Below are 19347 nucleotides of genomic sequence, written 5' to 3' on the forward strand. Positions count from 1 at the left end.
GAACCACTATTCGCCTTAAAACATCGCAAAAACAAGCTCAAATCAGCCGGCTCTCGCTACGGCTAGTATTCTCGGACAGCCTCCAGGGAGTCCGGAGTTTCGCCTCCCTGGCGATAACGAGCCGCGCCGAGTGAATCGGCGACTAATACACTTTAGTGACAGTTGGGCGCGAGGTCTTACCAGAAACTCCGGAGTTCTTGTCGAAAAATCCGGTCTCAGGGTGTCTGGAAGGCGGTTTGCTGACGATAACGCGCAGGCGTATCGCCAAAATGGCGCCGAAAGGCATGGGTGAAGGCACTCTGATTGGCAAAACCGCATTGCTCGGTTGCATGGGATACAGAGTAGCCCTGTTCCAGCAAAGTGCGGGCCGCCGTCAGGCGTTTAATCAGGAGAAACTGGTGCGGCGTCATGCCGGCCTGGCGCTTGAACAGCTCGTGGAACTGGCTGCTGCTCAGGCAGGCGACGCCGGCCAGGTGTGCCACGCTAATCTTGCGCTGCAGGTTGAGCTGAATGTATTCATTGATCAGATCCAGATCCAGCAGGCCAGGCTTGCGGGTCGGGGCCCGGGTGGCCATATGATTGCCCAGGGTACAGATCAGCAGGTTGCTGCAGGCGCGGGCCAGCATGGGATCGTTGGGATACTGGCGAATTTCCCGGCTGACCGCATTGGCCAGTACCTGCAGATGGCTGTTCATATCGAAGTAGGCCGCCTGGTCGAACAGCCGGTTGATGCGCTCGCGCTCTTCGCGCGAGACGCTCTGGCTGCTGGCCAGGTTGATCACCAGGATGCTGTTGCTGCCGATACCGCAGAACGCATGGGCAATGGACGAAGGCACCACGCAGCCCATGCCCGGGCTGACCCGCTGGCCAAGCCCCTCAAGTTCAAATGCAGTCTGGCCTTCCAGCCCGAGGACGAGCTGATGGTAGCCGTGATCGTGGCTGTGGGCGCTGTCGGGCAGGGTGAGAATATCGGCGGCTTTGACCATGCTGGTGTGTTACGGGTTAGCCTTTTTTATGAGTGACCCGTCGGGATGTCCGGGCTGGTCAGGAATTAGCCCAGTATACCGGTGACTAGACTCCAGCAACACCGTTGTGACCTGGTCGAGGTTCGCTTGTGCTGGGAGCTTGCGGACTGAAACAGTTGTATGCGCATTTTTTGTCGGAAAACGCTAAAATGGCGCGAATATTTTGACCGCTAACTAATGGCTGATCCCGATGGCTGAATTGAAGAACGACCGTTTTTTGCGAGCGCTGATGCGCGAACCGGTAGATGTAACTCCAGTGTGGATGATGCGCCAGGCTGGGCGTTACCTGCCTGAATACCGCGCCAGCCGGGCGCATGCCGGTGATTTCATGAGCCTGTGCAAGAACCGCGAGCTGGCGTGCGAAGTGACCCTGCAGCCGCTGGAGCGTTTCGATCTGGATGCGGCGATTCTGTTCTCCGATATCCTCACCATTCCGGATGCCATGGGCCTGGGTTTGTACTTCGAAGCGGGCGAAGGCCCGCGCTTTCGCAAGGTGATCCGCAGTGAAGCCGATGTTGCAGCGCTGCCGGTGCCGGACGCCGCCTCGGATCTGGACTATGTCATGGCGGCGGTACGGGAGATTCGCGGCGCCCTGGGTGGTCGTGTGCCTTTGATCGGCTTCTCCGGCAGCCCCTGGACCCTGGCCACCTACATGGTTGAAGGTGGTTCGAGCAAGGATTTCCGTCATATCAAGCAGATGATGTACAGCACGCCAGAAGTACTGCACGCGCTGCTCGACAAGCTGGCGCAGTCGGTGACCAACTATCTGAACGAGCAGATTCTCGCCGGAGCCCAAGCGGTACAGATTTTCGATACCTGGGGTGGTGTACTCAGCGGCCCCATGTACCGTGAATTCTCGCTCAATTACATGCAGAAAATCTGTGCCGGACTGCTGCGCGAGCATGAAGGCCGCCGCGTACCAGTGATACTCTTTACCAAGAATGGTGGTCAGTGGCTGGAATCCATCGCCGATACCGGCGCCGATGCGCTGGGGCTCGACTGGACCTGCGATATTCAGGATGCGCGCCGTCGCGTGGGTGATCGCGTCGCCCTGCAGGGCAATATGGATCCGTCTGTGCTTTATGCGCCGGCCGCCCGTATCCGCGCTGAAGTCGAAACCATTCTGGCGGGCTTTGGCGAGGGTAATGGTCATGTGTTTAACCTCGGTCATGGCATTCATCAGTTCGCAGACCCGGATCAGGCGCGTATTTTTGTGGATGCGGTGCATGAGCTCAGCGCCCGCTATCACGCCTGATTTTCAGGCAGACCGAATTTCTTAGTTCTTTGGTGTAATCGGAGTCGTTCATGAAGCAATTGCAGAAGCTGTTTGAGCAGAATCAGGCCTGGTCGGAGCGCATATCCCGAGACAATCCGGATTTTTTCCCGACCCTGGCCAAGCAGCAGGCGCCTGAGTATCTGTGGATCGGCTGTTCCGACAGCCGGGTGCCGGCCAACGAAATTATCGGACTGTTACCAGGCGATGTTTTTGTACACCGCAACGTGTCCAACCTGGTGATTCACACTGACATGAACTGCCTGTCCGTACTGCAGTATGCGGTGCGGGTGCTGAAGGTAAAGCATGTGATGGTGGTGGGGCACTACGGTTGTGGCGGTGTTAAGGCGTCGCTGGAGCCGTCCCAGCTGGGGCTGATCGATAACTGGCTGCGCCACGTACGCGATGTCTACTTCAAGTACCGGGATATTCTTGAACAATGGAATGACGACGAGACGTTCAAGCTGGACCGCCTGTGCGAACTGAACGTCATCGAGCAGGCCTATAATGTCTGCAACACTACCATGGTGCAGGAAGCCTGGAGCAGCGGCCAGGAGCTGTGCATACACGCCTGGGTCTATGGTCTGGACAGCGGTGTGCTGCGGGATCTTAATTTCTGTGTCAGCAGTGCCGACGAGATCGATGCGTTGCAGCAGCAGGCTGTAGAGGCTATCGCCGCCAAGAAAATTCCCTGATTCGTCAGCCTTTTCGCGGCAATATTCGACAGGAGCGACTCGTGAGGGTCGCTCCTGTTGTTGTATCAGGCCTTGGCCAGCGCCTGCTCCAGGTCGGCCAGCAGGTCGTCAATGTGCTCTATCCCGATCGACAGACGCACGGTTTCCGGTTTCACGCCGGCAGATTTCAGTTCCTCGTCGTTAAGCTGGCGGTGCGTGGTTTCCGCCGGGATCGACGCCAGTGAACGGCAATCGCCAATATTCACCAGGCGGATGAACAGGTTGAGCGCATCGTAGAAGCTGCGGGTGCCCTCGCGGCCGCTGTGCAGGCCAAAACTGAGAATGCCGGACGCCTTGCCATTCATGTACTTGCGCGCCAGCGTGTGATCCTTGTGGCTTTCAAGGGCAGCGTAGCTGACCCACTGCACCGCCTTGTGGCCCTCCAGGAAGCGCGCGATCTGCAGCGCGTTGTCACAGATGCGCTCCATGCGAAGCGCCAGGGTTTCAATGCCCTGCAGCAGCAGGAAGGCGTTCATCGGTGACAGCGCTGCCCCCATATTGCGCAGTGGCACTACGCGGCAACGGCCGATAAAGGCCGCGGGGCCAAATGCCTCGGTGTAGACCACGCCGTGGTATGAGGGGTCCGCTTCGTTGAGCAGCGGGAATCTATCCTTGTGATCGGCCCAGGGGAAGTTGCCGCTGTCGATCACCAGGCCGCCAATGGAATTGCCGTGGCCGCCAATGTATTTGGTGGCGGACTGCACCACTATATCGGCGCCTTGCTCGATGGGGCGCCACAACAGCGGGCTGGCTACGGTGTTGTCCACGATCAGCGGGATGCCATGGCGGTGCGCTACTTCAGCCAGCTTTTCGATATCGGCGATGCTGCCAGACGGGTTGCCGATGCTCTCGCAGAACAGGGCACGGGTGCGGTCGTCAATCAGGCGCTCGATGCCGGCAAAGTCATCTTTGTTGACGAAGTTCACCTTGATGCCCTGGCGCGGCAGGGTATGGGCGAACAGGTTGTAGGTGCCGCCGTAGAGCTCACTGGTGGAAATGATGTTGTCGCCGGTTTCCGCCAGGGTCTGGATGCTGTACGTAATGGCCGCCATGCCCGAAGCCACCGCCAGGGCCGCGATACCACCCTCGAGTTCGGCGGCGCGCTTTTCCAGCACGTCGTTGGTGGGATTCATGATGCGGGTGTAGATATTGCCTGGGACCTTGAGGTCGAACAGGTCGGCGCCATGCTGAGCATTATCGAATGCATAGGCGGCGGTCTGGTAGATGGGTACCGCGACGGCGCGGGTCGTTGGGTCCGGCTCATAGCCGCCGTGTACCGCGATTGTTTCCAGTTTCATCGCTCGTAATCCTTTATTGTTGGCTGCAAACAGAGTTCGGAGTGTAACGCGTTGCTGCGGTATTGAAACCCCGCCACAACACAGATTGGGCGTGACGCCCGGCAGCGGTTAGAATGCCGGCATTGATAGCGGCTCAGAGGATTTCGCCATGGCCAAGGCCAAGACTGCCTACGTCTGCAATGACTGCGGAGCGGATTACAACAAGTGGCAGGGGCAGTGCGGCGCCTGTAGCAGCTGGAATACGCTGACCGAGGTGCGCCTGGCGGCGGCGGGTACAGCAGCAGCGCGCTCGCCTCGGTTCGAGGGCTATACCGGTGCCAGTGATGCCGGCGGCAAGGTCGTTAGCCTGTCGGAGGTGAGCCTGAGCGAGATGCCGCGATTTTCCACCGGTACCGGTGAGCTGGACCGGGTGCTGGGCGGTGGCCTGGTGCCGGGCTCGGCCATCCTGATTGGCGGTCATCCGGGGGCGGGCAAGAGTACGCTGCTGCTGCAGGTCATGTGTCACCTGGCGGCGCAGAAAACCGCACTCTATGTCACCGGCGAGGAGTCGCTGCAACAGGTGGCCATGCGCGCCCAGCGCCTCGGACTTGAGGCCGGGCATTTGAAAATGCTGTCCGAGACCTCGGTAGAGGCCATCTGTCAGATCGCACAGCAGCATCAGCCCAAGCTTATGGTCATCGACTCGATTCAGGTGATGCATATGGCCGATGTACAGTCGGCGCCGGGCTCGGTGGCGCAGGTGCGCGAAAGCGCGGCCTATCTGACGCGCTATGCCAAGCAGACCGGCACAGTGCTGCTGCTGGTCGGGCATGTGACCAAGGATGGCAGTCTGGCGGGCCCCAAGGTGCTGGAGCATATGATCGACTGTTCCTTGCAGCTTGAAGGTTCGTCCGACAGCCGTTTTCGTACCCTTAGATCCCACAAGAACCGTTTTGGCGCGGTGAATGAACTGGGGGTCTTTGCGATGCTGGAAAACGGCCTGCGCGAGGTGCGCAATCCCAGCTCTATCTTCCTGAGTCGCTCCGATGAGCCCAGTCCCGGCAGTGTGGTGATGGTGGTGTGGGAGGGTACAAGGCCTTTGCTGGTGGAGATTCAGGCGCTGGTGGATCAGAGCCATATGGCCAACCCGCGCCGGGTGGCGGTGGGGCTGGAGCACAATCGCCTGGCCATGCTGCTGGCGGTACTGCACCGTCACGGCGGGCTGCAGACCGGCGATCAGGATGTCTTCGTCAATGTGGTCGGGGGTGTCAAGGTGCTCGAGACCGGGGCGGATCTGGCGCTGTTGCTGGCGGTAGTGTCGAGCTATCGCGACCGGGCGCTGCCGTCGGGGCTGATGACCTTCGGTGAGGTAGGACTGTCGGGTGAAATTCGCCCTGTACCCAACGGCCAGGAACGTATTCGCGAGGCCGCCAAGCACGGATTCAAGCGGGCAATAGTTCCCAAGGGTAATGTGCCCAAAACGCCGCCAGCGGGTATGGAAGTTATTGGTGTGACGCGCTTGTCCGAAGCTCTGGATGCGTTGTAGACGTCTCTGACCTTGGTCGAGGCAGACACAAAAAAACCGGCCACTCAGGCCGGTTTTTCATGGCGCCAGGACCAAGTCCTAGTTCATGCGCTTGTACTTGATGCGCTCGGGCTGATGTTCCTTGCCGTAGCGACGCTTGTAGTCGTCCTGGTACTCGGTGTAGTTGCCTTCGAAGAACTCGACCTTTGATTCGCCTTCGTACGCCAGCATATGGGTGCAGATGCGGTCGAGGAACCAGCGGTCATGGGAAATGACGACTGCGCAGCCCGGGAAGCCGAGGATGGCGTCCTCCAGTGCGCGCAGGGTTTCGATATCCAGGTCGTTGGTCGGCTCATCAAGCAGCAGGACGTTGCCGCCTTCTTTGAGCAGCTTGGCCATGTGCAGGCGGTTGCGCTCACCACCGGACAGGTCTTTCACCAGCTTCTGCTGATCGCCGCCCTTGAAGTTGAAACGACCGCAGTAAGCGCGGGACGGTGTCTGGTAGTTGCCTACGGTGATGATGTCCTGGCCGTCGGAGATCTCGGCGAAAACAGTCTTGTCGCCGTTCAGATCCCGGTCCTGATTGACGTAGGCCAGCTTCACTGTGGAGCCAATTTCGATTTCGCCGGAATCCGGCTTTTCGGCACCGCTGATCATGCGGAACAGGGTTGATTTGCCGGCGCCGTTACCACCGATGATGCCAACGATGGCGCCCTGGGGAATGGAGAAGCTCAGATCTTCGATCAGTACCTTGTCGCCGTAAGCCTTGGATATGTTGCGGGCTTCGATGACCTTTTCGCCCAGACGCGGGCCAGGTGGAATGTAGATTTCCTGGGTTTCGTTGCGGGTCTGGAACTCGCGGGAGTTCATTTCCTCGAACTGTTTCAGGCGCGCCTTGGACTTGGCCTGGCGGCCTTTTTGACCCTGACGCACCCACTCCAGCTCAGATGATACGGCCTTGTGGTGGGCCGCTTCCTGCTTTGCTTCGGCCTGGAGGCGGCTTTCCTTCTGTTCCAGCCAGGAGGAGTAGTTGCCTTCGTACGGGATGCCGCGACCACGGTCGAGCTCCAGAATCCAGCCGGCGGCATTGTCGAGGAAGTAGCGGTCATGGGTGATGGCCACAACGGTGCCGGGGTATTCCTGCAGAAAGCGTTCGATCCAGGCCACGGACTCGGCGTCCAGATGGTTGGTCGGCTCGTCCAGCAGCAGCATGTCGGGCTTATCGAGCAGCAGGCGGCACAGAGCGACACGGCGGCGCTCACCCCCGGACAGGTGCTTCACTTCGGCGTCCCAGGCGGGCAGGCGCAGAGCGTCGGCGGCGCGTTCCAGGGCGTTTTCCAGATTGTGGCCGTCTTTGGCCTGAATCAGGTTTTCGAATTCGGCCTGGCGCTTGGCCAGTTCATCAAAGTCGGCATCGGGTTCGGCGTAGGCGGCATAGACAGCGTCCAGGCCTGACAGGGCTGCCTTTACATCGGCAACGGACTCTTCGACGATCTCGCGCACGGTCTTGCTGTCGTCGAGCTCTGGTTCCTGCGGCAGATAGCCAATATTGAGATTGGGCATCGGGCGGGCTTCACCGATGTACTCCTTGTCGACGCCGGCCATGATGCGCAGCAGGGTGGACTTGCCCGAACCGTTGAGGCCGAGTACGCCGATCTTGGCGCCGGGAAAGAAGGACAAGGAAATATTCTTGAGGATTTCACGCTTCGGCGGTACGACCTTGCCGAGGCGATCCATCGAAAACACATATTGAGCCATGGGATCAGAGCCTGTCGGTTGAAATTCTGCAATGGCGACAATTTTAGCCGATCGGGGCAAGTGAATGCTAACTCGATCTTGCGGCGGCCACGGCCCTGGCACCGAATCCCGCCTGGAGGCGTGGTTCGAACAGGAGTTTTGGACCGCCTTGCATGAAACTGCCTCCGGTTTTGGTGACCCACTTTCAAGTGCGCAGTTGCAGGAGTTTCGACTATAATGGCGCCCTTTTCCGCGGTGCTGCAGCAATCCCGGGTTTGAAGCTTTCGAGCTTCAGGCCGTTTTGGGAGCTCTGGTGTGGCACCGAACAGCCTTTGCACAATTGGGGACAGCTATGTTTAGCAAAGATATGACCATCGCCGCATTTGACTCGGATCTCTGGTCTGCCATCCAGGCCGAAGAGCAGCGTCAGGAAGAGCACATCGAACTGATCGCGTCCGAGAACTACACCAGCCCGCGTGTCATGGAAGCCCAGGGCTGCGGTCTGACCAACAAGTACGCTGAAGGTTATCCCGCCAAGCGCTACTACGGTGGCTGCGAATACGTCGACATCGTTGAGAATCTGGCGATCGATCGTGCCAAAGAACTGTTCGGTGCTACCTACGCCAACGTGCAGCCGCACTCCGGCTCCCAGGCCAATGCTGCTGTCTTCATGGCGCTGTGCAAGCCGGGCGACACCATTCTGGGCATGAGCCTGGCCCACGGTGGTCACCTGACCCACGGTGCCTCGGTGTCTTTCTCTGGTCGTATCTACAATGCCGTGCAGTACGGTCTGAATGCCGAAACCGGCGAGATCGATTACGCCGAGGTTGAGCGCCTGGCGCTGGAACACAAGCCGAAAATGATCGTGGCTGGCTTCTCCGCTTACTCCATGATTGTCGATTGGCAGCGTTTCCGTGATATCGCCGACAAGGTCGGTGCTTACCTGTTCGTCGATATGGCGCACGTTGCAGGCCTGGTGGCGGCGGGCGTTTACCCCAGCCCGATGGCAGTCGCCGATGTGGTGACCACCACAACGCACAAAACCCTGGGTGGCCCACGTGGCGGCCTGATCCTGTCGGCCCGTGCCGATGAAGAGCTGCAGAAAAAGCTAAACTTCGCTGTGTTCCCTGAATCCCAGGGTGGCCCGCTGATGCACGTGATCGCCGCCAAGGCCGTGTGCTTTAAAGAAGCCATGGAGCCGGAATGGAAAGCCTACCAGGCGCAGGTGGTAAAAAACGCCCAAGCCATGGTTAAGGTCTTCCTGGCCCGCGGCATCGACATCGTCTCCGGCGGTACCGTTAATCACCTGTTCCTGGTTGATCTGATCAAGAAGGACATCACCGGCAAGGATGCGGACGCCGCTCTGGGTCGCGCCAACATCACCGTGAACAAGAATGCGGTGCCCAACGATCCGCGCTCGCCCTTCGTAACCTCCGGCCTGCGTATCGGTACACCGGCCGTCACGCGTCGTGGTTTCAAGGAAGCGGAAGTGACCGATCTGGCCAACTGGATCTGCGATCTGCTGGACGATCTGGACAATGCAGAAACCAGTGCCCGCGTTAAACAACAGGTGCTCGATATCTGCGCGCGCTTCCCGGTTTACAAGTAAACCGGAGGCTGCACCTGCGACAGCGACGATAGTGCTGACGCAGGTGCAAAACGCAGAACAATTCGGGTAGAATCCGCAGGCGGCTTTTTAGCCGTCTTTTGCTATATGGGTATTTTGCACAGAGCTTTTTTTGTAAAAAGCGACTTTGCAAAAAGTCAGCTGGAAACATGGGCACCTTTGCCCGCACCGCGTCCAAGCGCGGTCATACCTCGGAAGCCGCGTATTTACGCCTTCCCACACGCTCTTTGAATGGCAGGATTCTCCTATGCATTGTCCATTTTGCGGCGCCAATGAAACCAAGGTGGTGGATTCGCGTCTGGTTGCCGAAGGGCAGCAAGTGCGACGTCGGCGAGAATGCATCAGCTGCCATGAGCGATTTACCTCCTACGAAGCGGCCGAACTGCTGATGCCGCGTCTGATCAAGGCCGACGGCATGCGTCAGCCCTTCGATGAAGAAAAACTTCGCGCCGGTGTCCAGCGTGCGCTGGAAAAACGTCCCGTCGGAGTTGAAGCCATAGAAGCGGCCATTAACCGTATCAAGCTGCGTCTGCGTGCCGCAGGCGAGCGCGAGGTGCCATCGCGTCTGGTGGGCGAAACCGTGATGGCGGAACTGCGCAAGCTCGACCAGGTCGCCTACGTCCGTTTTGCCTCCGTTTATCGCAGTTTCCAGGATATCAACGAGTTCAAGGAAGAGATCGACCGCTTGTCCTCTCAGGCGGATGGACAGGAGGGATCTTCCTGATGCGCTGGAGTTCACAGGATCATGCCTGGATGGCGCGGGCCGTTCGCCTGGCGCGACAGGGTCTCTATAGCACCGATCCTAACCCGCGGGTGGGTTGCGTGCTGGTGCAGGGCGATGAGTTGGTGGGCGAGGGCTATCACCTGCGCGCAGGGGAGGGCCACGCCGAAGTCAATGCCCTGCGCATGGCGGGCGAGCGGGCCCAGGGTTGTACCGCCTATGTGACGCTGGAGCCCTGCAGTCATCAGGGACGTACACCGCCCTGTGCCGATGCGCTGGTACGCGCAGGCGTTACCCGAGTGGTCGCCGCCATGGTGGACCCCAATCCCCAGGTTGCCGGGCGTGGCCTGGAGCGCCTGCGCAGCGCCGGTATCAAAGCCGACAGCGGCCTGCTGGAAGCCGATGCACGAACGCTCAACCCCGGCTTTATCCGTCGCATGGAAACGGGCCGCCCCTGGGTGCGCCTGAAACTGGCGATGAGCCTGGACGGGCGCACCGCCATGGCTAGCGGCGAGTCGCAATGGATTACCGGCAGCGCGGCCCGGGCCGACGTGCAGCGCCTGCGTGCCCGCAGCTCGGCGATCCTTACCGGGGTGGACTCCATCCTGCTGGATGATTCCAGCCTGACGGTGCGTCCGGCCGAGGCGGGATTCAGCGCCGCTGAAAAAGCCGCCATCGGTGAGCGTCAGCCACTGCGCCTGGTGCTCGACAGTCGGCTGCGCATGCCACCGGGTGCCCGCATACTGCAGCAGCCGGGCCGTACCCTGATCGTGACCTGCCAGGGCGACAGCCTGGCCCAGGCGCCGCTAATCGAGCGTGGTGCGCAGCTGCTGAGCCTGCCGGGCACCGGTGGCCGGGTTGACCTTGCCGCCTTGCTGGACTGGCTTGGCGCGCAGCAGTGCAATGAACTACTGGTAGAAACCGGTGCCACCCTGGCCGGCGCCATGGTGGCGGCGCATCTGGTGGATGAAATTGTGGTTTATATGGCGCCCAAACTGCTGGGCTCGGCCGCACGCCCCTTGCTGGAGCTGCCGTTTGAGCGCATGGCGCAGCAGATCCCGCTGCAGGTCGAAGATATGCGTCAGCTTGGCGCTGATATTCGCTTCACTCTGAAGCCGCAATACCCGCAATCGACACAGGAGCAGCTTTGATGTTTACCGGCATTATCGAGGCCATCGGCCAGATTGCGGCGATCGAAATGTACCAGGGCGACATGCGCCTCTATGTACAGACCCGGGAGCTGGACCTCGGCGACGTCAAACTCGGCGATAGCATTGCCACCAACGGCGTCTGCCTGACCGCCGTGGCCTTGCCGGGTGATGGCTTTTGGGCTGATGTATCCCGCGAAACCCTGGCACACAGCCGCTTTGACAGTCTGGCGGTGGGGGAAAAGGTTAATTTGGAAAAGGCCATGATGCCCAGCGGGCGTCTGGGCGGTCATATAGTGACCGGTCATGTCGATGGCGTGGGCCAGATAATGCAGCGGCGCGAAGATGCCCGCTCCATTGTGTACCGCGTACGGGCGCCCAAGGCTCTGGCGCGTTATATTGCCCCCAAGGGTTCGATTACCGTCGATGGTGTCAGCCTCACGGTGAATGCCGTGGACGGCGCTGATTTTGAACTGAACATAGTGCCCCATACCGCCGGTGAGGCCATTACTGGCGCTTATCAGCCAGGCAGATCGGTGCATCTGGAAGTGGATGTGCTGGCCCGCTACATGGAACGCCTGCTGCAGTTTGCACCCGTCCAGGGTGCTGCAGAGCAAGCCGACACAGGGGCACAGCAAGACGGTCTGACGCTGGCCAAACTGGCCGAATACGGATACAGCCGGCGCTGAGGCGCCCAACACGAGAACATATCGATGCAGCTGAATACGACAGAAGAACTGATCGAGGATATTCGTCAGGGCAAGATGGTCGTCCTGATGGATGATGAAGACCGCGAGAACGAAGGCGACCTGGTGATTGCCGCCGAGATGGTGCGGGCCGAAGACATTAACTTTATGGCCACCCATGCCCGTGGCCTGATCTGCCTGACGCTGACCCGCAGCCGCTGTGAGCAGCTCAAGTTGCCGCTGATGGTGCAGAGCAATGGCGCCCAGTTCTCCACCAACTTTACTGTGTCTATCGAGGCGGCCACCGGTGTAACCACGGGTATTTCCGCCGCCGATCGTGCCCATACGGTACGGGTGGCGGTACGGGGTGAGGCGGTGCCGGAAGACATCGTTCAGCCGGGGCATATTTTTCCGCTTATGGCCCAGCCCGGTGGTGTACTGAGCCGCGCAGGTCACACTGAAGCGGGTTGCGACCTGCCGCGCCTGGCAGGCCTGTCGCCGGCGTCTGCGATCGTTGAGATCATGAATGAAGACGGCACCATGGCGCGTCGGCCCGATCTGGAAAAATTTGCCGAGAAACATGGCCTCAAGATAGGTACTATCGCCGACCTGATTCACTACCGCACGCTCAACGAACATACGGTAGTACGTGAAGACGAAGGTGTATTGCCCACCGAGTTTGGTGACTTCAACTTTGTGACCTATCGCGATGAAATTCAGAACTGCACGCACCTGGCGCTGACCCAGGGCGAGATCAGCTCAACGGAACCGACCCTGGTGCGAGTACATATCCGTACCGAGGTGCTGCGCGACGTAGTGGGTGCCTGCCCTGGCGAGACTGTGAAATGGACCATGCGCCGTGCGCTGCGCAAGGTCGCGGAAGAAGGCCGGGGTGTGGTGCTGCTGCTGGATGTGGGCAGCAAGATCAACCTGGGTACGGCATTGCAGCAGATGCTGCAGGGGCCTAAAAAGTCCAAGGTGAATGTCAGCGCTTCCGGTGCTTATCTTACGGTCGGCACCGGCTCGCAGATTCTGCGTGATCTGGGTGTGGGCAAGATGCGCCTGCTCAGCTCGCCGATGAAATTTAATGCGATCTCCGGTTTTGATCTGGAAATCGAAGAATACATTCCATACGAAGATTAAGTGGGACTGCCAATGTCTGTGAAAATATATGAAGGTGATTTTGTGAGCTGCGCCGGCAACTACGCCATCGTGGTTGGCCGCTTCAACGCTTTTGTGGTTGAAAGCCTGCTGGACGGCGCGCTCGATACTCTGAAACGCCATGGCGTGCCGGAAGAAAATATTCGCGTGATTCGCGTGCCGGGTGCATTCGAAATCCCGCTGGCTGTACAGCGCGTAGCGGCCCAGAAGAAGGACGATGCCATCATCGCCCTGGGTGCCGTGATCCGCGGCGGTACGCCGCACTTTGAATATGTGTCCGCCGAAAGCTCCAAGGGCGTGGCTCAGGTCGCCATGGAATACAATGTCCCGGTCGCAAATGGCATTCTGACCGTTAACAGCATCGAACAGGCGATCGAGCGCTCCGGCACCAAGGCCGGAAACAAGGGCGCGGAAGCGGCCTTGTCTGCGCTGGAAATGGTCAGCCTGCTTCGACAACTCGAGGTTTAAGCGCAACATGTCCGACGCTCCTGCTCCTACCCCCAAGCCCAAAAAAGTTTCTATTACCGAGAAACGCCGTTCCGCCCGCAGCTTCGCGTTGCAGGCGGTCTATCAGTGGCAGATAGCCGGTCAGCCACTGACTGAAATCGATGCCCAGTTTCGTGTCGACAACGACATGAAAAATACCGACGTGCAGATGTTCTCCGAGCTGCTGCACGGTGTGGCCACACGCAAAACCGAACTGGATCAGTCCTTCGAACCTTATCTGGATCGTGCTGTAAAAGACCTGGATCCGATTGAGCTGGCGGTGTTGCGTATCGGCGCCTTCGAGCTGATACAGCGGGTCGAAGTGCCGTATCGCGTAGCCATCAACGAAAGTGTTGAGCTGGCGAAAATCTTCGGCGCGACTGAAAGCCACAAGTACGTCAACGGCGTACTTGACAAGCTGGCTCAGCGTGTACGTTACGCTGAAATCCGCGCTCGCAAAGGCTGACGGATACTGCCTTGGACGAGTTTGCGCTCATACGGCACTACTTCAGCCAGCTGACCGATAACGACGACAGCATTGTTGTCGGTATTGGTGATGACTGTGCCCAGGTGCGGGTGCCACCGGATATGGACCTGGTGCTCTCAATCGATACCCTGGTTGAAGGTACTCACTTCCTTGCGGGAACCGATCCTGCACATATCGCCAGCCGACTCATGGGGGCTGCGGTAAGCGACCTTGCCGCCATGGGGGCGCAGCCAGCCTGGTTCACCCTGGCGCTGACGCTGCCCCGTGCCGATGAGGCCTGGCTCGAGGCCTTTGCCGCAGCCCTGGGGAATTGTGCCCGGCGCTTTGGGATTCGCCTGGTGGGCGGTGATACCACCCGCGGCCCGCTGACACTGAGCGTGCAGGTGCAGGGGCTGGTGCCCAGTGGGCGCGGGCTGCATCGCAGCGGCGCCGCTGTGGGTGATCTTGTCTGTGTGTCTGGCACTCTGGGTGACAGCCGCGCTGGCCTGGATATTCAGCTGCGTCCAGAGGCTCAGCCTGATCCGTTGCCGGCCAGCAGTCAGGCCTTGTTGCAGCGCTTCTTTGCCCCCGAACCCAGGCTGTCGACCGGTCTTTTGATCGCTGATGTTGCCAGCAGCTGTATTGATATTTCCGATGGGCTACTGGCGGATCTGGGGCATATTCTTCGGGCCAGTGATGTCGGTGCCCGTATCGAGCGGCGTCAGTTACCCTTGTCCAAGGCGCTGCGGGCCTACACCGATATAGAGCAGGCGCGGGACTGGGCACTGTCCGGTGGCGAGGACTTCGAGCTCTGCTTTACGATACCGGCTGCGCGCTGGGATGCGCTCTGTGCGCAGCTTGAATTCCACGAGGTACCGCTGTGCTGTGTGGGTGAAATTCTGCCGGCCAGCGCCGGCCTGCGGCTGGAAGACCAGGGTGCGCTCTTGCCAGAAGGTACCCTGGGTGGCGGTTATAACCATTTTGCGCAGGGCAATGGCGCCTGAAACAGGGAGTAGCAATGCAGCGTTTGGATGTTTGGCGCAATCCGGTTCATTTTCTGGCCTTTGGCTTTGGCAGTGGCCTGGCGCCAAAAGCGCCAGGAACCTTTGGCACCCTGGCGGCGATTCCGCTCTATCTGCTGATGACACTGCTGCCTCTATGGGGCTATCTGGCGGTGGTGGTCGTGGCGGCGGTGCTGGGTATCTACCTCTGTGGCCGCACGGCGCGGGATATGGGCGTGCATGATCACCCCGGTATTGTCTGGGATGAATTTGTCGGCTTCTGGATCACCATGCTGTTCGTACCGGTCAACTGGGTCTGGATACTGCTGGGCTTTGCGTTGTTCAGACTGTTCGATATCTGGAAGCCCTGGCCCATACGGGTGGTCGATTTAAAGGTAGAGGGTGGTTTTGGCATCATGCTGGACGATGTTCTGGCCGGGATTTACGCGCTACTGGTGCTGCAGTTGCTGTTGTACCTGTTTTAGCCGTCTGTCGTGTTTTGCCGCTTGTTAGCTCTTTGAAATTTCGTAATTTAATACTTCCTGAACAGGTTCCATATCATGTCTGACAAGTTTTTCTTTAAAGGTCGCCAAACACCCAAGCCTAAACATTCAAGTTACGGCTTTAACACTAAACGGGCGGCGAAACTGGGGACCGAGAGCTCACCTTTGCTGTTGTCCGTTCAAAGCGAAGCGCGTAAAGCCGAAGTTGAGGCCATGCTGCTTGAGCATATGCTGATCGCGACCATTAGGGTTGATGCGCAAGTTGATGAAAATATTGCTGACTTGCTTGCTCTGATCAACAAGCCCAAAACCGTTAGTCTGGATACCAAACCCAATCGTAATGATCCCTGCTCTTGCGGTAGCGGAGTTAAGTATAAAAAGTGCTGTGGCGCTTAAGTGTAAATGTGAGTTTGATTCGGGTCATGTCCGGGCAGTGTGCCAACGACCTGTCGCTGGGCTATGACACAGGGGCTTGCGCCCTGGTTTGAGGGCTTTGGTCAAATTATCAGGCAGGCGTTGTAATGGTTGCCGTCGTCAACCGCGGTACTCAAGGTGCCCAAAGATCCAGGATTCAGTCTTGTTTCAGACAGGCAGAGTAGTCTGCAGGCTGAACAAGAGCGGCCTGACCTGAGCGATCTAGCCAGGTATCAAAGTGTCGATCGGAGGGTCCATGAAGAAACCTCAATTGCTGTTTTTCGCGGCACTGCTGCTGAGCGCCACGCTCAGTGCCAGTACCCTGCAGCCCCTGCGGCTAGATGTGGAAGCCTGTCGCAAGCTGGTGGAGGCCGGTGAAATTCTCTCGATGATGGATCTGATGGAACGGGTCGAACTGTTGTCCGCAGGTCAGCTGCTCGACAGCGTGCTGCTGCAGACTGACACTGTCTATATATATGAGCTCGAAGTGGCCGGTATCGACGGTGTGGTACGCATGCTGCATATCAATGCCCGCTCGGGCGAGCTGGTCGACTTTTAGGGAGATTATTGGCAATGCGTGTACTGCTGGTAGAGGATGACCCGGCTTTGGGCCCGGACCTGAAGAGCGAGCTTGCCCGTAGCGGTTATGCGGTTGATCTTGTCGATAACGGCGTGGACGCCGAAGCTGCCGGCTACGAGGATATCTACGATATAGCCGTGCTTGATCTGGGTCTGCCGGGTCGGCCGGGGCTTGAAGTGCTGCACAATTGGCGCAAGCGCAAGAATACGCTGCCGGTACTGATTCTCACCGCCCGCTCGGCCTGGCAGGAACGGGTTGACGGTTTTGAAGCAGGTGCCGATGATTACCTGTGCAAACCCTTTCACACCGAAGAGCTGCTGCTGCGCATGAGTGCGCTGCTGCGCCGGGTGCATCAGCAGGCCGGTGCCGCGCTCGAAGTTGCCGGTCTGTTGCTGGATGAGAAAACTCAGTCGGTGGTGCCCGAGGGGCAGGCGCCGGTTAGCCTTACCGGCACAGAGTATCGGCTGCTACGCTATTTCATGCATAACCCGGCCCGGGTACTTTCCAAGCTACAGCTGGTGGAACATCTGTACGATGACGCCGTCGAAAATGACAGCAATGTCATTGAGGCCTACATCAAGATGTTGCGCAAAAAAATCGGTCATGACCGCATCGAGACCCGGCGCGGCCAGGGTTATGTTTTCCGACCGTGAAGTCGATTCAGACTCGCCTCAATAGCGCCTTTGTACTCATTACCCTGGCGCTGTGCCTGATCCTCTGGGTGTCCTACAGCTGGTTTCTGCGCCAGACCGCCTACGACTTCGTCAATGCCAGCCTTGGCAGTGAAGCTTATGTGCTGCTCAAATCCGTCGAAATGGACGAAAGCGGTGGCTGGCGCATCAATGCGCAGTATGTCGCCCCGGTGTACGAGCAGCCGATGTCCGGACATTATTTTCAGTTTCAGGTGGGGGATGACCCCAAATGGCATTATTCGCGCTCGCTGTGGGATGGCAGCATTCCGCTGCAAGGCGGGGAGGCTGTGGGCACTCAGGGTCTGCGGCTGCTGAACATGCATGACAAGCCCTGGCTGGTGCGTGAAGAGGTATTTACCAAAGACGGGCGCCGGCTACGTATGCTATTGGCATCAGACGTAAGCCATATTGAGTCTGGGCTGGCGCGCTTGCGCTGGGGCATGATGCTGGTGGTGGCGCTGTTTCTCGGCGCCATGCTGCTGGCCCAGATACTGGTGATTCGCAGCGGGCTGCGTTCACTGGTGCGGGTGGGTGGTCAGCTTAATCAGCTAAAACAGGGTGAAATACGCCAGTTGCCGGAGGCCGATACCGCCGAGGTAGAGCCGCTGGTAACCGAGATCAACTATCTGGTTCAGAGCATGGAAATGCGCCTGACCCGCTCGCGCAATGCGCTGGGTAATCTGGCCCATGCCGCCAAAACGCCGCTGACGGTACTGGATCGCCAGATTGAGGCGCTACAGCGTATAGCGCCCGAGCAGGCAGAACCGTTACGTGAACAATCAAAGCATCTGCGTGACCTGATGGAGCGCGAATTGCGCCGGGCGCGCATTGCAGGAGCCGCCTTGCCGGGGCACCGTATCTACCTGCAGCAGGAACTCGAAAAGCTGGTGCGCACCATGCATGCGGTGCATCGCGACCGCAAGCTGCAAATCGATACCCAGCTTTCAGCCACCACCTATTTCCCGGGCGAGCGGGATGACCTGGTGGAATTGCTCGGCAATCTGCTCGATAACGCCTGCAAGTGGGCAAAGAGCCGGGTGCGGGTCAGCGGCATGATGGACGAACACTGCCTGGATCTGCGCATCGCCGATGATGGGCCGGGCGTTGCGGCGGATCAACGGGAGCGTCTGCTGCAACGGGGCGAGCGGCTGGACGAGTCCCGTGCCGGCCATGGTCTTGGCATGAGCATTGTGACTGAAATCGTACGCCAGTACGGCGGCGAACTGGATCTGCAACGGGCGGATCTGGGCGGGCTGGAAGTGCGTCTGTTGCTGCCGCGTCGCCAGGGACTGGACCTGACTGCCAGTATGCACCGGGATAGTGCAGAAACCCCCTTGTAAAAGCCCCTGCCTGCCTCCATCTAAGGGAAATCATCCAAACGTCGCCTGACGCGAAGGCTACTGCTAAAATGTGCGCCTTCGTTCGCTGAGGATCGGGTCTGTGTCAGTTAAATATGTTGCGTCGTCCAAATTGCCAACCCCCTGGGGAACCTTCACCATGGTGGGTTTCGAGGACGAAAGCAACGGCAAGGAGCATGTCGCCCTGGTATTCGGCGAAGTGGCTGGCAGCACTGCGGTGTTGGCGCGGGCCCATTCCGAGTGTCTGACCGGTGATGCGCTGTTCAGTCTGCGCTGTGACTGCGGCTTTCAGCTGCAGGAAGCGCTCAAGCGCATCAGTGAGGAAGGCTGTGGTGTCTTGCTTTATCTGCGTCAGGAAGGACGTGGCATAGGCCTGCTGAACAAGATCCGTGCCTATCATCTGCAGGATGGCGGAGCTGATACGGTGGAGGCTAATGAACAGTTGGGTTTTGCCGCCGACATGCGGGATTACAGCATGTGCCTGCCGATGCTGGAGCACCTGGGCGTACAGCAGGTTCGGCTGATGACCAATAACCCGCGCAAGGTGAAAGCGCTGGAGCAGTATGGTGTGCCTGTGTCTGAACGGGTGCCGCTGCAGGTGGGCAAGAATCGCCACAATGAGCAGTACCTGGCGACCAAGATGGGCAAGTTGGGTCACATGATGACCGAACATCACTTTCGCGACGACGAAGAAGAAAACTGAGCGATTGCGGGTTTTGGCGACAGGCTCTAGTCTCCAAAGCCCACCGCTGCGCGCTGGTTGTCGGAATTCGCAGGCTCATTCCAACCTACGGGAGACACGTTCAAAGCTGCCGTGAGGTACCGAACTCGTAGGGTGCCAATGAGCCGCAGGCGAATTGCACCATGGCGGCCGCAGGTCGCCCGCTTGTCGGCTTTTTACCCTTAGCCCTTAGCCCCTGCTTTTACCCCTGT

General features: G+C 59.1%; 20 protein-coding genes. 17 read left to right on the plus strand and 3 right to left on the minus strand.

Annotated elements, in window-relative coordinates; genetic code table 11:
- Positions 1 to 215: 215 nt before the first annotated feature.
- A complete protein-coding gene (locus MPRO_RS01160; protein ID WP_067286036.1) occupies positions 216 to 986 on the minus strand; it encodes an AraC family transcriptional regulator in 771 nt (256 codons plus the stop codon).
- Between the two features lie 229 nt (positions 987 to 1215).
- On the opposite strand from MPRO_RS01160, the gene hemE reads away from it, so the two are divergent.
- On the plus strand, positions 1216 to 2280 hold the full coding sequence (hemE, locus tag MPRO_RS01165; protein WP_067286039.1) for a uroporphyrinogen decarboxylase: 1065 nt from the start codon (positions 1216 to 1218) through the stop codon (positions 2278 to 2280).
- A 50-nt stretch (positions 2281 to 2330) separates the two neighbouring features.
- On the plus strand, positions 2331 to 2993 hold the full coding sequence (gene can, locus MPRO_RS01170) for a carbonate dehydratase (RefSeq protein WP_067286041.1): 663 nt from the start codon (positions 2331 to 2333) through the stop codon (positions 2991 to 2993).
- Positions 2994 to 3058: 65 nt separating this feature from the next.
- Here can and MPRO_RS01175 read toward each other — a convergent pair whose 3' ends face one another.
- A complete protein-coding gene (locus tag MPRO_RS01175; protein ID WP_067286043.1) occupies positions 3059 to 4330 on the minus strand; it encodes an O-acetylhomoserine aminocarboxypropyltransferase/cysteine synthase family protein in 1272 nt (423 codons plus the stop codon).
- 148 nt (positions 4331 to 4478) lie between these two features.
- On the opposite strand from MPRO_RS01175, the gene radA reads away from it, so the two are divergent.
- Positions 4479 to 5855, plus strand: coding sequence for a DNA repair protein RadA (gene radA / locus MPRO_RS01180; protein WP_067286045.1), 1377 nt, complete (start codon positions 4479 to 4481; stop codon positions 5853 to 5855).
- Positions 5856 to 5933: 78 nt separating this feature from the next.
- On the opposite strand, the gene ettA is transcribed toward radA, so the two are convergent.
- Positions 5934 to 7592: an energy-dependent translational throttle protein EttA gene (gene ettA, locus MPRO_RS01185; protein ID WP_067286047.1), complete on the minus strand. Its 1659-nt coding sequence runs from the start codon at positions 7590 to 7592 to the stop codon at positions 5934 to 5936.
- A 331-nt stretch (positions 7593 to 7923) separates the two neighbouring features.
- Between ettA and glyA the strand changes: the two genes are divergently transcribed.
- The 14 genes from glyA (at position 7924) to ribA (ending at position 19117) form a co-directional block, all read left to right on the plus strand.
- Positions 7924 to 9180 carry a serine hydroxymethyltransferase gene (gene glyA / locus MPRO_RS01190; protein WP_067286049.1) on the plus strand — a complete coding sequence of 419 codons (1257 nt, stop codon included), beginning with the start codon at positions 7924 to 7926 and terminating at the stop codon, positions 9178 to 9180.
- Between the two features lie 265 nt (positions 9181 to 9445).
- Positions 9446 to 9922 carry a transcriptional regulator NrdR gene (gene nrdR, locus MPRO_RS01195; RefSeq protein WP_067286050.1) on the plus strand — a complete coding sequence of 159 codons (477 nt, stop codon included), beginning with the start codon at positions 9446 to 9448 and terminating at the stop codon, positions 9920 to 9922.
- Positions 9922 to 11070 carry a bifunctional diaminohydroxyphosphoribosylaminopyrimidine deaminase/5-amino-6-(5-phosphoribosylamino)uracil reductase RibD gene (gene ribD / locus MPRO_RS01200; protein ID WP_067286052.1) on the plus strand — a complete coding sequence of 383 codons (1149 nt, stop codon included), beginning with the start codon at positions 9922 to 9924 and terminating at the stop codon, positions 11068 to 11070. The genes nrdR and ribD overlap by 1 nt, the downstream gene beginning before the upstream one ends.
- Complete coding sequence (locus tag MPRO_RS01205; RefSeq protein ID WP_067286054.1) at positions 11070 to 11756, plus strand: riboflavin synthase; 687 nt, start codon at positions 11070 to 11072, stop codon at positions 11754 to 11756. The genes ribD and MPRO_RS01205 overlap by 1 nt, the downstream gene beginning before the upstream one ends.
- 24 nt (positions 11757 to 11780) lie before the next feature.
- Positions 11781 to 12896 carry a bifunctional 3,4-dihydroxy-2-butanone-4-phosphate synthase/GTP cyclohydrolase II gene (ribBA, locus tag MPRO_RS01210; RefSeq protein ID WP_067286056.1) on the plus strand — a complete coding sequence of 372 codons (1116 nt, stop codon included), beginning with the start codon at positions 11781 to 11783 and terminating at the stop codon, positions 12894 to 12896.
- Positions 12897 to 12908: 12 nt separating this feature from the next.
- Entirely contained in the window at positions 12909 to 13382 is a 474-nt protein-coding gene (gene ribH, locus MPRO_RS01215) for a 6,7-dimethyl-8-ribityllumazine synthase (RefSeq protein ID WP_067286277.1), read from the plus strand.
- Positions 13383 to 13389: 7 nt separating this feature from the next.
- Positions 13390 to 13866, plus strand: coding sequence for a transcription antitermination factor NusB (gene nusB / locus MPRO_RS01220; RefSeq protein ID WP_067286058.1), 477 nt, complete (start codon positions 13390 to 13392; stop codon positions 13864 to 13866).
- Between the two features lie 11 nt (positions 13867 to 13877).
- On the plus strand, positions 13878 to 14870 hold the full coding sequence (gene thiL / locus MPRO_RS01225; protein ID WP_067286059.1) for a thiamine-phosphate kinase: 993 nt from the start codon (positions 13878 to 13880) through the stop codon (positions 14868 to 14870).
- 14 nt (positions 14871 to 14884) lie between these two features.
- The gene (locus MPRO_RS01230) at positions 14885 to 15352 is read left to right on the plus strand and encodes a phosphatidylglycerophosphatase A family protein (protein WP_067286061.1); all 468 of its coding nucleotides are present in this window, start codon (positions 14885 to 14887) and stop codon (positions 15350 to 15352) included.
- A gap of 75 nt (positions 15353 to 15427) precedes the next feature.
- Positions 15428 to 15766: a PBPRA1643 family SWIM/SEC-C metal-binding motif protein gene (locus MPRO_RS01235; RefSeq protein WP_067286064.1), complete on the plus strand. Its 339-nt coding sequence runs from the start codon at positions 15428 to 15430 to the stop codon at positions 15764 to 15766.
- A 274-nt stretch (positions 15767 to 16040) separates the two neighbouring features.
- A complete protein-coding gene (locus MPRO_RS01240) occupies positions 16041 to 16343 on the plus strand; it encodes a PepSY domain-containing protein (protein ID WP_067286066.1) in 303 nt (100 codons plus the stop codon).
- A gap of 14 nt (positions 16344 to 16357) precedes the next feature.
- The gene (locus MPRO_RS01245; protein WP_067286068.1) at positions 16358 to 17017 is read left to right on the plus strand and encodes a response regulator transcription factor; all 660 of its coding nucleotides are present in this window, start codon (positions 16358 to 16360) and stop codon (positions 17015 to 17017) included.
- Positions 17014 to 18396 carry an ATP-binding protein gene (locus tag MPRO_RS01250; RefSeq protein WP_067286070.1) on the plus strand — a complete coding sequence of 461 codons (1383 nt, stop codon included), beginning with the start codon at positions 17014 to 17016 and terminating at the stop codon, positions 18394 to 18396. Before MPRO_RS01245 ends, MPRO_RS01250 begins: the two co-directional genes overlap by 4 nt.
- A 100-nt stretch (positions 18397 to 18496) precedes the next feature.
- Positions 18497 to 19117, plus strand: coding sequence for a GTP cyclohydrolase II (gene ribA, locus MPRO_RS01255; protein ID WP_067286072.1), 621 nt, complete (start codon positions 18497 to 18499; stop codon positions 19115 to 19117).
- The last annotated feature ends 230 nt before the right edge of the window (positions 19118 to 19347 follow it).

Origin of the sequence: Marinobacterium profundum (assembly GCF_001528745.1) — a bacterium.
Lineage (GTDB): Bacteria > Pseudomonadota > Gammaproteobacteria > Pseudomonadales > Balneatricaceae > Marinobacterium_A > Marinobacterium_A profundum.

Coding starts and splice junctions, on each gene's coding strand:
- MPRO_RS01160 (WP_067286036.1), bottom strand. CDS start 986: ATGGTCAAAGCCGCCGATATTCTCACCCTGCCCGACAGCGCCCACAGC.
- hemE (WP_067286039.1), top strand. CDS start 1,216: ATGGCTGAATTGAAGAACGACCGTTTTTTGCGAGCGCTGATGCGCGAA.
- can (WP_067286041.1), top strand. CDS start 2,331: ATGAAGCAATTGCAGAAGCTGTTTGAGCAGAATCAGGCCTGGTCGGAG.
- MPRO_RS01175 (WP_067286043.1), bottom strand. CDS start 4,330: ATGAAACTGGAAACAATCGCGGTACACGGCGGCTATGAGCCGGACCCA.
- radA (WP_067286045.1), top strand. CDS start 4,479: ATGGCCAAGGCCAAGACTGCCTACGTCTGCAATGACTGCGGAGCGGAT.
- ettA (WP_067286047.1), bottom strand. CDS start 7,592: ATGGCTCAATATGTGTTTTCGATGGATCGCCTCGGCAAGGTCGTACCG.
- glyA (WP_067286049.1), top strand. CDS start 7,924: ATGTTTAGCAAAGATATGACCATCGCCGCATTTGACTCGGATCTCTGG.
- nrdR (WP_067286050.1), top strand. CDS start 9,446: ATGCATTGTCCATTTTGCGGCGCCAATGAAACCAAGGTGGTGGATTCG.
- ribD (WP_067286052.1), top strand. CDS start 9,922: ATGCGCTGGAGTTCACAGGATCATGCCTGGATGGCGCGGGCCGTTCGC.
- MPRO_RS01205 (WP_067286054.1), top strand. CDS start 11,070: ATGTTTACCGGCATTATCGAGGCCATCGGCCAGATTGCGGCGATCGAA.
- ribBA (WP_067286056.1), top strand. CDS start 11,781: ATGCAGCTGAATACGACAGAAGAACTGATCGAGGATATTCGTCAGGGC.
- ribH (WP_067286277.1), top strand. CDS start 12,909: ATGTCTGTGAAAATATATGAAGGTGATTTTGTGAGCTGCGCCGGCAAC.
- nusB (WP_067286058.1), top strand. CDS start 13,390: ATGTCCGACGCTCCTGCTCCTACCCCCAAGCCCAAAAAAGTTTCTATT.
- MPRO_RS01230 (WP_067286061.1), top strand. CDS start 14,885: ATGCAGCGTTTGGATGTTTGGCGCAATCCGGTTCATTTTCTGGCCTTT.
- MPRO_RS01235 (WP_067286064.1), top strand. CDS start 15,428: ATGTCTGACAAGTTTTTCTTTAAAGGTCGCCAAACACCCAAGCCTAAA.
- MPRO_RS01240 (WP_067286066.1), top strand. CDS start 16,041: ATGAAGAAACCTCAATTGCTGTTTTTCGCGGCACTGCTGCTGAGCGCC.
- MPRO_RS01245 (WP_067286068.1), top strand. CDS start 16,358: ATGCGTGTACTGCTGGTAGAGGATGACCCGGCTTTGGGCCCGGACCTG.